This window comes from Pedobacter sp. FW305-3-2-15-E-R2A2 (genome assembly GCF_038446955.1).
GTDB lineage: Bacteria > Bacteroidota > Bacteroidia > Sphingobacteriales > Sphingobacteriaceae > Pedobacter.
Map to the genome: position 1 here is coordinate 6520540 of NZ_CP151803.1, position 13836 is coordinate 6534375.

The following is a 13836-nucleotide window of genomic DNA, read 5'->3' on the forward strand; positions in this document are numbered from 1 at the left end:
CAAAGTACTTTTAAAAATCAAAATCATGGAACCATTTCAATTGCCCCCACAAAAATCAGTCTTCACTCAACTACAGGAATCTGTTGGTGCCAAGCTCTTCTTAATTGGCATGCTTACCGTATTGCTACTCCTTCCCTCCTCCTGGATTCAATCGCTGATTACGGAACGTGAACAACGTCAGAATGAAGCGATCACAGAAATTGCAGAAAAATGGTCCGGTAAGCAATTGATCGAAAGCCCTGTGATGCAGCTACCTTACAAAACCTTCGTCAAAGTGACAGATGCAGCTGGCAAAACGAGCTTAAAAGACGGTCTCTCCGTAGTATATATCCTACCTGAAGACCTGAGCATTCAAAGCCAGGTAAGCCCTGAAATTTTACATCGTGGTATTTTTGATGCTGTCGTATACAATACCAAACTGAAAATTCAAGGCCGCTTCAGCGAACTGGAATTAAAAAAGTCAGGCATTAACCCAGAGCTGATCTTATGGGATAAGGTTAAAGTGATTGCCGGATTAAGTGATCTAAAAGGGTTAAAAAATAACCCAATCATAAAACTTGAGGACCTGGCCTATACCGCAGAACCTGATTTCTCCCCGGAACACCTGTTCAACAATAGTCTCGCGGTACAGGCCAACCTTAGTGCTGGTAAAAGCACGGCAATTCGCTTTAACTACGATATTGACCTCCGCGGAAGCGGAGAATTAGATTTCCTCCATCTGGGAAAAAACACTTCTGTGAGCGTCACAGGAAATTGGAGCAATCCGAGCTTTACCGGCAACTACCTACCCGAGACCAGATCAATCACGGATAAACAATTTAGCAGCAACTGGAAAATGTCCAATTTCAACCGGCCTTTTCCGCAGCAATGGCTGGGCAGCAATGATGCGCTAAACGAACAAAATAAAGCTAAAGCGACCTTCGGTGTCAAATTCCTCCTTCCTGTGGATCAATATCAGAAGACCACACGCTCAGCAAAATATTCCGTGCTGATCATTTTATTGAGCTTTATCTCTCTTTTCTTCATTGAACTGCTCAACAAAATAAAGGTCAATCTGCTTCAGTACGTGTTAATTGGCGCGGCAATGATCATCTACTATAGCCTGTTGCTGTCTTTCACGGAACAGATTGGCTTTGCACTCGCTTACTTAATTGCTTCCATAGCTACCATTACCCTGGTGAGCGTCTTTATCGGAACATTTTTGAGAAACAAGAAAGCGGCATTTGTGTTTGCCATTATCCTGAGCATATTTTATAGTTTCATTTATGTGATCATTCAATTGCAGGACATGGCCCTCCTTTTTGGAAGTATCGGTTTATTTATCACCGTCGCCTGTCTGATGTATTTCTCCGTTAAAATCAACTGGAATAAAAATCAACCTGCAATTGCTTAAATCATGAAAAGCATAAAATCCATTCTTTTAGAAGACAAATTCCGCCTGAGCGGAATTGTCTCTATTCTTATTTCAACAGCGGTATTTGTGATTTCAGGTTTTCTCAGAGAAGACACGGCATTTTTTCTTTTTATCCTTTGCTACGGATTTTCGGCCATCTTTGCGCTGCTGTTTTTATACAAAATCGCTTTCTTGTACAAAAGAAAAGCGGGTCAGGCTAAAATTGAATATACGGCCCTTGTACTTGTCCTTTGGTTCATCAGTGCATTCTCTCTGAACAGAGTCATGAATATTTTTAACAGTTCCGGCACCTGGCTCTCTGTATACATTTGTATCGCATGCCTGGCCATGGTATTGAGCACAATACAAGAGGCATTCGGTCTGTTCGCTAAACATATACTGACATTCCTATTGGCCGCATCAAGCCTGCTGTTCATCTATTATGCCATTTATCTGATTCCATTTTATGCACTTAGTGCCTTGGCAGCTATATTTTTAGGCTTATCTATTCATTCTTTTATTCCACTCTTTCTGGCCATCATTTCCATTTCGTTTCTGGTGATTTTTGTTAAAAAAATCCCTGTGCTAAAATATTCCATTGCTGCCGGTTTTACGATTCCGGTACTTATTGCCGCCTGGTTTACCTTTGAGTGGAGTCAGCTGAATAAAAGTGTCCGTTTATCTCAAAATCACAATTCATTAAATGAAAGCCCGCTTCCTGAATGGGCAGTCATTGCAGCTCAACTCCCAAAATCACTAATTACGGAAAAATACCTGAAAGCCGACCTGGTATATACCACTCCAAATGAAAACAGAAATTGGTTTTGGGGAGATGTCAGATCTTCCTTTGCAGAACCTAAAAAGCATGATCCTCTGATTGTATTCGCCAGTTTGTGGTCGGGTAAACCTAATCTGAGTGACGAAAACCGGATTAAGATCCTCAAATCCATTTATGATTCCAGACACCTTGCTGAGGAAAGACTTTGGTCTGGTGATGACCTGGAAACGCAAAGTGTAACCAGCAATATCAAAGTGTATCCCGAATACCGCATGGCATACACAGAAAAAACATTAAGCATTCGCAACAATAGCCAAAGGCCATGGAGCATGAACCAGGAGGCTATTTATACCTTTCACCTCCCTGAAGGGTCGGTCATCAGTTCACTTTCTTTATGGATCAACGGGATAGAGGAAAAGGCACGCCTGACGACAAAAGGGAAAGCAGATTCTGCTTACAAAACGATTGTCGGAGTCGAATCCCGCGATCCTTCTGTGGTTCACTGGCAGGAAGGCAATACAGTAAGTGTTCGCGTCTTTCCATGCACCAGCGAAGAAAACAGGAAATTTAAGATCGGCATCAGCAGTCCCCTGAAAAAAGAGAACAATCAACTCATCTATGAAAACACCTGGTTTGATGGCCCTACGGCAAAAAATGCGGAAGAAAGCGTTCAGCTTGATTTTTCGGTCTCTCCAAAGGAACTCCACACGGACTTCAACCTTCAGAAAAACGGAAAATACACTTCAGACCGCCAGTACAAAGACAAATGGACATTAAGTCTTGGTAAAACCGAGTTATCTGCTCAGCTCTTTTCATTTGGAGGCAACAGTTATCAGCTGAAAGACGCGAGGGCTATCCCTACACCATTCAAACCAACAGTCATTTATCTGGACCTCAATCGTTCCTGGTCTGAACAAGAACTGAAAAAACTCTGGCTAAAAATAAGTCAGCAAAACGTATATGTTTTTAAGGGAAAACTGATCAAAGTAACTACTGAGAATTTAAGTTCGGTTTACAACGATTTTAGTGAACTGAACTTTAGCCTGTTTCCGTTCTATGAAATCTCAGATCCCGAAAACGCGCTGGTCATTAGCAAAAGTAGTGGAAATGAACCTAACCTTAGAGATCTGGAAAATAGTAGATTCCAGAAAAAGACCAGTACTTTCTTTGCTAAAGCCAGACCATTTCACTTATATCAGCTAGGCGGACAAAGCAGTCCTTACCTAAAAACATTAAAGGAATTTGGTCTCTTCCACTATAATGAAGGAGATCTAGACCTACTCATTAGCCAATTGCAGACCAATCAATTTAAAACCTTCGAAGCGCAGGAAAATTCCCTGATGATTCCCAATGCAACGATGAAAGTAGAAAAGATAAAAGGCAGTGTAAATACGAATGCTCCGGATCATTTACTTCGTTTGTTTGCCTACAATGACATTCTTAAAAAAGTAGGGGCTACCTATTTTGAGAAAGATTATGTTCGGCCTGAGCTGCTGGCCACAGCCGATCAGGCCTTCATTGTTTCTCCGGTGTCCAGTATGATCATTTTAGAAAGCCAGAAGGACTATGATCGTTTTGGAATAGAAGAGAGCAAGAACAGCCTGAAAAATGCCTCTATTCAATCTTCGGGTGCCGCTCCGGAACCACATGAATGGATGCTCATCATGCTGTGTGCAACTGTGATGATTTATTTCAGTTATCAGTCCGGACATTTTAACAGATTGAGCCAATTATGGAAATAGCAGGATTGAGAAAGCCATTGACGCTTCTTTTGCCGGTCATAATGTGTCTCTGTTATACATTGATCTCTTTTAGGTTGCTTTCGGGATACCTGATCTGGGACATCACCGTATACATCGGAATAGCCATTATTCCTTATGTATGCCGCATAGAAAGTGGAAGCAGGTCATTGCGCTTTCTTATTCCTGCCTTGCTTTTCATTTTGCTTGCCGTTTTTATTCCGGCAAAATCAACCCTGTTTTTTACACTGGTATTTACGATATTGTTGCTATTTGAAAATTTCATGGGGAAGATTAGCCTGAACTTTTTTTTCGTCCTGGTACTGCTGTCCCCACTTTTTAAATTCTTTAGCGACACGCTCAGCTTCCCCCTTCGGTTATGGTTAAGCAATACAGTTGCTCAAACCATAACCCTGGCAGGAATACATGCCAAGGCGACTGGAAACATCATTACCATTGATGGTTACGATTTTTACATTGATCAGGCCTGCGCCGGATTAAACATGCTCAGTATCTCTTTGCTGATCTGCCTCTTTATCCTCAGTTACCACCAGAGGAAGAACGAAGGATCTCTTCCTTTTTATAGCCTGCTGGCGATGCTGATCCTGACATTCCTGCTGAATATTATTTCCAACTTTTTCAGGATCATGATGATTGTCATTTTCAAGATTATGCCTGGAACAACAATGCATGACCTCGTTGGGATGTGTACACTGATCGTTTACGTCATTTTACCCTTGATAGCACTAAGTGGCTCTTTTGTGAAACGATTTGGTAAAATAAACCCGAAAATGGAAGATCAATCAAAAGCAACAGCACATTTTTTAAAGTACCCGCTCTTACACTTTATGTTCTTTGGTGTTATCATTTTTATCTCCATCCATTCATCTGAAAATGTGCCTGCAGCGCACAAAAACAGCAAGTACATTGCATTAAAAGGATATCAGAAAACTTTTCTTCAAAACAATGTATTAAAGTTTGAGAACAAAGAAGCATTGATCTATATGAAGCCAACTTCCTTTTACGCCCCGGAACACAATCCCATGATCTGTTGGACTGGGAGTGGTTATGAGTTTCAATTGATAAAAAAAGAAATGATCAACGGAACCGAAATTTATACGGGCACTCTGGTTAAGGGCAAGGATAAGATCTATGCCTCCTGGTGGTTTGACAATGGAAAAATGAAAACCATTGACCAGTTCCAATGGAGGTGGAATGCGGCCAGGGAAAATCAGGATTTTTACCTTGTTAACGTCAATGCCACCAAAAGCGAGGATCTTAAAAGAATTACTGAAACACTTTTACCATCGCCATTCGCCGGCAATCCTTAACGGAACTTCCAGTTCATTATCCTGAAGGAAGACTTTCAAAGCTTCTTCAGTTTGCTTAACCACAGGGATGGTCGGCGTATTGGCAAGTGCATAAGCCAGCATAGCACTATACCTTACGGTGTTTTTCAAACCTTGCTCATCTACCAATTTAAACACATCTCCATCAGAATGGTAATAAGGGCCGGAATTATTAGGTAATTTACCTCCTGCACCACCACCCGTAGGTACGCCTTGCAATAAAAACGGCTGATGATCACTATGCAACCCTGCACCGGAGTAAAAAACATTCTTGAAACCAGTATCGAGTTTACTGATCTGCCCACCCCAATCGGTAAATAAAGTTTTCATTTCCTTTCGGCTGGTAGAAAATCCTTTAGGATCATTGGTCATATCATAGTTTAACATGAACCGCAGCTGATTCAATGTGTTTTCTTTTTTTGCCGCATCTACATAAGCTTTAGATCCCAGTAAGCCTTGTTCTTCGCCCATAAACAGAATGAACTCCAAAGTACGATCTGTGCTTAGGTTCAACTTTTTAAAAGTACGTGCCATATCCATAATGGCAAAAGATCCGATTCCGTTATCTATCGCACCGGTAGCAAGATCCCAGCTATCCAGATGTCCACCTACCACGATCTTCTCCTCCGGATGTGTTTTTCCTTTTATGGTCGCAATTACATTTCGGGCTTTGATCATTCCCGAAAAATTGGTCATGTTTAAACTTGCGAATTGTTTTTTCGTTTTTAAAGCTTCTTTCAGACGCATTCCGTTTTCCAGTCCGATGCAAACAGCAGGAATAGGGATCAGTTTTCCTGTAACAGAGGCCGTACCGGTAAGCAATACTCCACCTTTAACACCATTGATGATGATGATTCCGCTTGCTCCGTATTTAGTCGCAATTGCGGCCTTCTCTGAACGGTGTAATGAGGGCGTATTTGCCGGAGAACCGGGTAAAACCCCCAGATAAACCAAAGCAATCTTTCCTTTTACCTTACCCGCATCTTTCTGATAATCTTCTTCCAATCCATTTCCCAGGTCTACCATTTCCCCAACAACGACTGCTTTAACCGGCGAATGGGCTAAAGTCACTGAACTGATTTTTCTCATTTCATTTTCAGCATCCCCTATTTTAGTTTCATTGGTCAGGCGACTCCAGCTTTCCACTTCGAAAGGCTGATATTTTACATCATAACCATAGGATTTTAAAAGATTGAAAGCATATTCTTCAGCTTTAGCTCCGTTAGCGGAACCCGTCAGACGATGTCCGATACTTTCCGTGGCAAACTTCAAGTTTCCATAAGCGTTGGAATTGGCCTGTACCTCATTGCTGATTTTCTCAAAAACGGGAGTAAAATTGTCTTGCGACTGCGCGGAAAAGGCCATACCACAGATGAGCAAACTAAAGAAAGCTTTCATAAAGATGTTTTTTTGATGAAAATAAGAATTTTGACCGCGATGTCCTACGTTCTTTCTTTTTTGTTCTGCAACAAATCTATTGCGAAAGACTATTTCTTGCGTTCTGTCGTATAGCGCACCAATTGCTCCAGACCTGTTCTCGCTTCTCCAGGTTCAAAGCTGTGAAGGATCTCGAAAGCTTCCTGCTGATATTGCACCATTTTCTCATTCGCATAGCGAACCCCTTCTTTGGCATTCACAAAATCAATGATCTCCTGTATTTTTGCAGGCTCATCCTGATGGTTTTTCACCAGATTGATAATTCTCTTTTTCTCTGCTTTTTCTGATCGGTTTAAAGCATAAATCAAAGGAAGGGTCACTTTCTTTTCTTTAATATCGATCCCTAAAGGTTTTCCGACATCGTCAGTACCGAAATCGAAAGTGTCGTCTTTGATTTGGAAGGCAATACCAACCTTTTCACCGAACAACCTCATTTTTTCTATGGTTTCTTCATCTGCACCGGCTGATGCAGCACCACAGGCACAGCAGGAGGCAATTAAGGAAGCGGTCTTCTGACGGATCACATCGAAATAAAGTTCTTCGCTGATGTCCATTTTCCTTACTTTCTCTATTTGCAATAATTCTCCTTCGCTCATCTGCTTTACCGCTTCAGAAACGATTTGCAGTAAACGGAATTCGCCATTATTCACAGAAAGCAATAAGCCCTTCGCCAATAAATAATCGCCCACCAAAACAGCGATCTTATTTTTCCATAAAGCATTGATGGAAAAGAAGCCTCTTCTTTCATAAGCATTGTCTACCACATCATCATGAACCAGCGTTGCGGTATGTAAAAGCTCTACTAATGCAGCACCTCTATGTGTAGACTCAATGATTCCGCCACAAAGTTTTGCAGCAAAGAAGACGAACATCGGACGAATCTGTTTACCCTTTCTTTTAACAATATAATGGGTAATCCTATCCAGCAATGGTGCATCACTATGCATCGAGGCCTTGAATTTTTCTTCGAAGGCAGCTATGTCGGCGGCTATGGGGAGTTTTATCTGATTTATTCCTGGCATTCAGGTAAAAAAATATGTGTGCAAACATAAATTAAATATCTTTAAAAGCGTACTTTTAGTAAAAAGTTTAAAGTGAAAATAACATTTAAAGTACTTATCGCCGTTATTTTGGTGGCTACCGTAGTATATTTCATGGGTCCGAAGCCTAAGCATCCCGAATATAACACTGAGATTCCCCCTGTTCCTGACCTCAATCAACTGGAAGATTATGTAAAAAAGATCGAATCCCAGCATAAAGTAAAACCGGGTAACGAGGCCGAAATTATCTGGGCGGACTCCGCTTTAAAAAGCCAATCGGAATATGCTGTAGTCTATTTACACGGTTATTCAGCATCTAAGGAAGAAGGAAATCCTGTACACCTTCATTTAGCGAAAGAAATCAAAGCCAACTTATACCTCGCCCGTCTTGCAGACCATGGTGTGGATACGACCGCTGCAATGGAATATTTCACCGCCGACCGTCTCTGGGAAAGCGCCAAACAAGCTATGGAAATTGGAAAGAAACTGGGAAAGAAAATTATTCTTGTCGGCACTTCTACCGGAGGAACCCTGGCTTTAAAACTGGCTGCAACCTATCCGGATCAGATCAACAGCCTGATACTTATTTCTCCAAATATTGAGATCAATGATAAAATGGCTTTCATGCTCAATGCACCATGGGGATTACAGATCGCACGCTTAGCGCTTGGGGGCAAAGAAAGGGTGATCGAAGGAGAGTCTGCCACCTATGAAAAATATTGGTACACCCGTTACCGTCTGGAATCTACGGTGCAACTTCAGGAACTGGTAGAAACCAGCATGAATAAACAAACTTTTGGAAAGGTAAAACAACCCGTTCTCCTGCTTTATTATTATAAAAACGAACAGGAACAGGACCAGACTGTAAAAGTATCTGCAGAACTAAGCATGTTTGATGAGCTCGGTACGCCAAAAGATTTAAAAGTTAAAACGGCGATCCCTAACGGCGCAAGCCATGTATTGGGTTCTCACATTACTTCCAAAGATATTCCGGCAGTAGAGAAGGCTATAGATAGCTTCACACACACCGTATTAAAGATCAATTAGGACTGAGCTGCGATATGGGCAAAGATTTGCTCCGCATGCACCCTACTGTTTTCTATAAACCATTTATGGGTATCCATTCCACCACAAACTACCCCTGCCAGGTATAAGCCTGGCAGATTGCTTTCCATCGTTTCCGGATCATAGAAAGGCTGACTGCCATCACCCATCTCCACACCCAATTTTTTCAGCATGCCAAAATCAGGCTGATAGCCAGTCATGGCGATGACAAAATCATTTTCAATGACCTGTTCCCCTTCCGGAGTTTTAATTCTTACCTGATCTGGCGTAATAGACAGCACTTCTGAATTAAAATAAGCGGTGATCTCTCCTTCTTTAATCCTGTTTTCGATGTCAGGCCTTACCCAATACTTCACATAAGAACCGATCTCTCCGCGACGAATGACCAGAGTTACCTTTGCCCCCTTCCGGTAAGTTTCCAGTGCGGCATCTATGGCAGAATTATTTGCACCGATCACTACCACATTCTGAAAAGCATACAAATGCGGGTCTTTATAATAGTGTGTGACCTTAGGCAGCGTTTCTCCGGGGATATCCATCAACAAAGGGATATCATAGAATCCTGTAGCAATGATGACCTGCTTTGCTTTATAAGTTGTTTTGGAAGTCCCTACATCAAACAGCCCATCTGCCTCTTTCCTTACTTTCTCTACCCTTTCAAACAAATGAATATTTAAAGAAAATTTTTCAGCTACTCTCCTGTAATACTCTACGGCTTCATTGCGGTTTGGTTTCGGATTGATGCTCACAAAAGGAACATCCCCAATTTCCAAACGCTGGGAAGTCGAGAAGAAGGTCATAAAAACCGGATAGTTGTACAGGCTGTTGACTAAGGCTCCTTTTTCCACGATGACATAACTCAGCCCGGCCTTTTTCGCTTCAATAGCACAAGCCATACCTATAGGGCCGGCACCGATAATCAGTACATCATAGTCTTTCATTAATTTTCTTATGTTTTTATGTGCGGTTAAGACTTCATTGCTTTTGAAGGACAGGCAAAGTCTGTGCGTTTCAAACCCGTAGATTTAATCGCTCCATAACCACCCGCAATATCAATTACATTTTCTACGCCACGTGCTTTTAGAATCGAAGCCGCAATCATAGATCGGTAGCCCCCTGCGCAATGGATATAGTAAGTCTCCTTATGGTCAATTTCATTGGTCCAGTCGTTGATATAATCCAATGGACGTGTCAACGTTTGTTCCAGGTGTTCAGCTTCATATTCGCCAGGTTTACGAACATCCAGTGCATGAATATTTTCATTATTACTCAATACCTGTTCAAATTCCGATGCAGAAATAGACGTAATGGTATCCAAGTCTTTGCCTGCAGATTGCCACAGGACAATTCCATCAGATAAGAAGCCTATGGTATTGTCGTACCCTACCCTTGCCAGACGAGTAATGGCCTCTTCTTCTTTTCCTGTTTCACAAACCAATAATAGAGGTTGTTTTAAATCGGTGATCAACGCACCTACCCAAGGGGCAAACTGTCCGTTAAGACCAATATTTACCGAGGAAGGAATAAAGCCTTTAGCGAAAACCTGTGGATCTCTGGTATCGAGGATTACCGCTCCGGTAAGGTTGGCCATGGCTTCAAACTCATCAGGTGATAAAGGAGTCAGGCCTTTCTCATAGACTTCGTCAAAACTTTCATAGCCATGTCTATTCATCGCCGCATTCTTGGCAAAATATTGTGGTGGAGGTAAAATGCCTTCCGTTACTTCTTTTATAAACTGCTCCTTTGTCGCCGCTTTCAACGCATAATTCACCTCTTTTTGATGTCCCAGCGTATCAAACGTCTCTTTACTCATATTTTTACCACAGGCAGAGCCCGCTCCATGAGCAGGATAAACCAGGATATCATCCGGAAGGGTCAAAATCTTATTTTGTAAGGAATCATATAAAGTAGCCGCCATGTCTTCCATCGTCAGCTCTCCTTTTTGGGCCAGATCGGGACGGCCAACATCCCCGATAAACAAGGTATCCCCTGTAAAAATACAATATGCTTTACCATTCTCGTCCGTTAACAGATAGGTCGTAGATTCCGGCGTATGGCCTGGTGTATGTAAAGTGGTAATAATCAGCACGCCGATCTTAAATTGTTCTCCGTCTTTCGCAATCAGCGACCTGAAAGTGGTCTGAGCAGTCGGTCCGTAGACAATCTCAGCTCCTGATTTTTCGGCAAGGTCCACATGTCCGGACACGAAATCAGCATGGAAATGAGTTTCAAAAATATACTTTATTGTTGCATTGTCTTTTTGCGCACGTTTCAGGTAAGGTGCAACCTCACGCAAAGGATCAATGATTGCTGCTTCGCCGTTACTCTCTATGTAATAAGCCGCTTCTGCTAAACAACCTGTATATATCTGCTCTATCTTCATTCTTGTATTTATGCTATTGAAATACAAAATTAAGGTTATAATTGAAGTACCGCAAATATTCCCTTATTAATGACATAACTATAGGGAAAGGAACGGATCATAAAGATCTGGCAAGCCGGAAACCAAGGTCATCAATTTTGAATGAAGTCGGGTGACTACGTCTTCGGTTTGTGGCCAGACACCCCCTTGCCTCATCACACCAACCACCTCCGCGAAAAATACGGTAGGAACCGTAAACCTCTTCATCATAGATATCCGAGCACCATTCCCACACATTCCCCAACATGTCATATAAGCCCCAGGCATTTGGAATTTTTGTACCAACCTCATGAGTGCTATTTTGGGAATTCCCCTTATACCAGGCAATTTCGTCAAGGTCACCATACCTTACTTCCGATGCTCCAGCCTTACAGGCATACTCCCATTCAGCCTCTAACGGAAGCCGATAGCCATTGGCCTTCAAATCAAAACGAATATCATCATCGATGAGGTAACATTCGTTGAGTCCGGATTTTCGGGAAAGCAGGTTGCAGAAAGTAATCGCATCTTTCCAGGTTACTTGTTCCACAGGATTTTTATCCCCCTCAAAGAAAGACGGAGATTCTTTTGTAATGGAGAAATACAGGTCTTGAGTTACCGGATATCTGCCAATCAGGAAAGGATCAATTTTCACTGTCCATTCCCTTTTGATCCTATCGTCCCGCAATACAATTTCCCCGGCGGAAATTGCAACCAGTAAATCCTTATCGATTTCCATCCTAACTGGCCGTCAGCTCTCCTCTTAAAGATTGTTCCATTAAAATGGCAACTTCTTCATTTGGCAAGCCCTGTCCCATCAGGTACATCAATTTAGTAATAGTGGCTTCAAACGTAGTATCATAGCCACTAATGACTCCCATTTGCTGAAGTTTCTTACTCGTTTCATATTTACCTAACTCCACAGAACCTCTTTTGCATTGGGTAATGTCGATGATCAGCTTACCGCTATTAACGGCATCCTGTAAACTGGAAATGAACCATTCGGCAGTTGTTGTATTTCCGGAACCAAACGTTTCGAGCACGATGGCATCTACACCTGATTTGGTAATCGCATGAACCGCCTGAGATGAAATTCCAGGATAAAGCTTTAACACGCCGATATTTGAATTGAAGCTGGTATGTACCTTAAGCGCTTCAGTAGGTTGTTTTGCAATGTAATTTTTAAAGAAAGACAGGTGTACCCCTGCTTCTGCCAGAATCGGATAATTGGGGGAACGGAAGGCTTCAAATTTCTCAGAATTGTATTTAATGGACCTGTTGCCGCGAAACAATTGATAATCGAAATAAATACATACTTCCGGAACCATTGCCTTTCCCTGTTTTTTCATGGCTGCTATTTCCAGCGCCGTAATCAGGTTTTCTTTTGCATCTGTTCTGATTTCCCCTATTGGCAATTGGGATCCGGTAAGGATGACTGGTTTAGAGAGATTTTCCAACATAAAGCTCAATGCAGATGCGGTAAAGGACATGGTGTCTGAACCATGTAGCACTACAAATCCATCAAACTCTTCATATTTATCCTGAATTAGCTTCGCCAATTGCTCCCAAATCAGAGGATCCATATTAGAAGAATCAAGAATGGGATCAAAAGAATACACCGAAAGGTCATAATTTAACCTGGCCAGTTCGGGTACATTTTGTTGAATTTGTTCGAAGTTAAAAGGAATAAGGACACCGGTTTTAGGGTCGTTTACCATCCCTATGGTTCCACCGGTGTAGATGATCAGTATTTTGGTCATTGATTAAATATTAAAGATGCTCCTGGAATTTGCTGTGGTTACTTCAGCAATTTCCTCTATATTGGTCTGGTAAATATCTGCTAATTTCCCGGCAATATGAACAAGATAACTGCTTTCATTTGGTTTCCCGCGGAAGGGAACTGGAGCGAGGTAAGGAGAATCCGTCTCTAAAACCAGGTTTGCCAATGGAATATCTTTCAACACTTCATCAAGGCCTGCTTTTTTATAGGTAACCACGCCACCAATTCCTAGATAAAACCCAAGGTCAATGGCTTTTCTGGCTTGTTCCAGATTACCCGTAAAGCAGTGCAGAATTCCTCTTAACTTATCGTCTTTCTCTTTTTCCAGGATCTCAAAGATCTCGTCAAAAGCCTCACGACAATGGATAACGATGGGTAGATTAAGATCCTTTGCCCATTTAATTTGCTCAGAAAAGGCAATTTGCTGAATCTCTAAAGTGGTTTTATCCCAATGAAGGTCAATGCCGATTTCACCAATGGCATAGATCTCCCGGTCTACAATGCTTTCACAAATCTCGTCCAGCACCAATTCATAATCTTCTTTTACATCGCATGGATGTAAACCCGCCATAGCAAAACAATGACCAGGGTATCTTTTAACCAGGTCATCAATTTTTGCGATCGAAGCAATATCAACGTTGGGTAAGAACAAACGTTCTACTTTGTTATCAAAGCAACGTTGCATCAATAGCTCCAGTTTTTCAGGGTCTGTCTCGTAATAAAGGTGGGTATGGGTATCCGTAAAAAGCATGGACAAAGTTAATAAAAAAACCCTGTCCGGAATATCCGGACAGGGTTGGAATTTTATGGGTAACACCCGGTCATGCTTTCAGACCATGATGTTCCTTTTTATT

The 13836-nt window shown here is 41.8% G+C and carries 11 protein-coding genes; 4 read left to right on the plus strand and 7 right to left on the minus strand.

Annotated features, from left to right (window positions below):
• The first annotated feature begins 25 nt into the window (after nucleotides 1–25).
• Genes creD through xrtN form a run of 3 tightly spaced genes read left to right on the plus strand, consistent with a single transcriptional unit; the run spans nucleotide 26 to nucleotide 5241 of the window.
• Complete coding sequence (gene creD, locus AAFF35_RS26440) at nucleotides 26–1393, plus strand: cell envelope integrity protein CreD (RefSeq protein ID WP_342329483.1); 1368 nt, start codon at nucleotides 26–28, stop codon at nucleotides 1391–1393.
• 3 nt (nucleotides 1394–1396) lie between these two features.
• Nucleotides 1397–3913, plus strand: coding sequence for an XrtN system VIT domain-containing protein (locus tag AAFF35_RS26445; protein WP_342329484.1), 2517 nt, complete (start codon nucleotides 1397–1399; stop codon nucleotides 3911–3913).
• A complete protein-coding gene (gene xrtN, locus AAFF35_RS26450) occupies nucleotides 3904–5241 on the plus strand; it encodes an exosortase N (protein WP_342329485.1) in 1338 nt (445 codons plus the stop codon). Before AAFF35_RS26445 ends, xrtN begins: the two co-directional genes overlap by 10 nt.
• Here the strand turns inward: xrtN and AAFF35_RS26455 are convergent.
• Nucleotides 5212–6657 carry a M28 family peptidase gene (locus AAFF35_RS26455; protein WP_342329486.1) on the minus strand — a complete coding sequence of 482 codons (1446 nt, stop codon included), beginning with the start codon at nucleotides 6655–6657 and terminating at the stop codon, nucleotides 5212–5214. The two genes, xrtN and AAFF35_RS26455, sit on opposite strands and share 30 nt — an antisense overlap.
• Nucleotides 6658–6746: 89 nt before the next feature.
• Entirely contained in the window at nucleotides 6747–7718 is a 972-nt protein-coding gene (locus AAFF35_RS26460; RefSeq protein WP_074612060.1) for a polyprenyl synthetase family protein, read from the minus strand.
• Nucleotides 7719–7790: 72 nt separating this feature from the next.
• On the opposite strand from AAFF35_RS26460, the gene AAFF35_RS26465 reads away from it, so the two are divergent.
• On the plus strand, nucleotides 7791–8783 hold the full coding sequence (locus AAFF35_RS26465) for an alpha/beta hydrolase (RefSeq protein ID WP_342329487.1): 993 nt from the start codon (nucleotides 7791–7793) through the stop codon (nucleotides 8781–8783).
• Here AAFF35_RS26465 and AAFF35_RS26470 read toward each other — a convergent pair.
• The 5 genes from AAFF35_RS26470 to AAFF35_RS26490 all read right to left on the minus strand — a co-directional run bounded on the left by AAFF35_RS26470 (nucleotide 8780) and on the right by AAFF35_RS26490 (nucleotide 13733).
• Nucleotides 8780–9742 carry a YpdA family putative bacillithiol disulfide reductase gene (locus AAFF35_RS26470; protein WP_342329488.1) on the minus strand — a complete coding sequence of 321 codons (963 nt, stop codon included), beginning with the start codon at nucleotides 9740–9742 and terminating at the stop codon, nucleotides 8780–8782. The genes AAFF35_RS26465 and AAFF35_RS26470 overlap by 4 nt on opposite strands.
• 26 nt (nucleotides 9743–9768) lie before the next feature.
• Nucleotides 9769–11184 carry a rhodanese-like domain-containing protein gene (locus AAFF35_RS26475; RefSeq protein WP_342329489.1) on the minus strand — a complete coding sequence of 472 codons (1416 nt, stop codon included), beginning with the start codon at nucleotides 11182–11184 and terminating at the stop codon, nucleotides 9769–9771.
• A gap of 97 nt (nucleotides 11185–11281) precedes the next feature.
• Entirely contained in the window at nucleotides 11282–11941 is a 660-nt protein-coding gene (locus AAFF35_RS26480; RefSeq protein WP_342329490.1) for a formylglycine-generating enzyme family protein, read from the minus strand.
• A gap of 1 nt (nucleotide 11942) precedes the next feature.
• Nucleotides 11943–12962 (minus strand): type I asparaginase, encoded by a 1020-nt coding sequence (locus tag AAFF35_RS26485; protein ID WP_124581389.1) that lies wholly within the window; start codon nucleotides 12960–12962, stop codon nucleotides 11943–11945.
• A gap of 3 nt (nucleotides 12963–12965) precedes the next feature.
• The gene (locus tag AAFF35_RS26490) at nucleotides 12966–13733 is read right to left on the minus strand and encodes a TatD family hydrolase (protein WP_342329491.1); all 768 of its coding nucleotides are present in this window, start codon (nucleotides 13731–13733) and stop codon (nucleotides 12966–12968) included.
• Nucleotides 13734–13836: the final 103 nt, after the last annotated feature.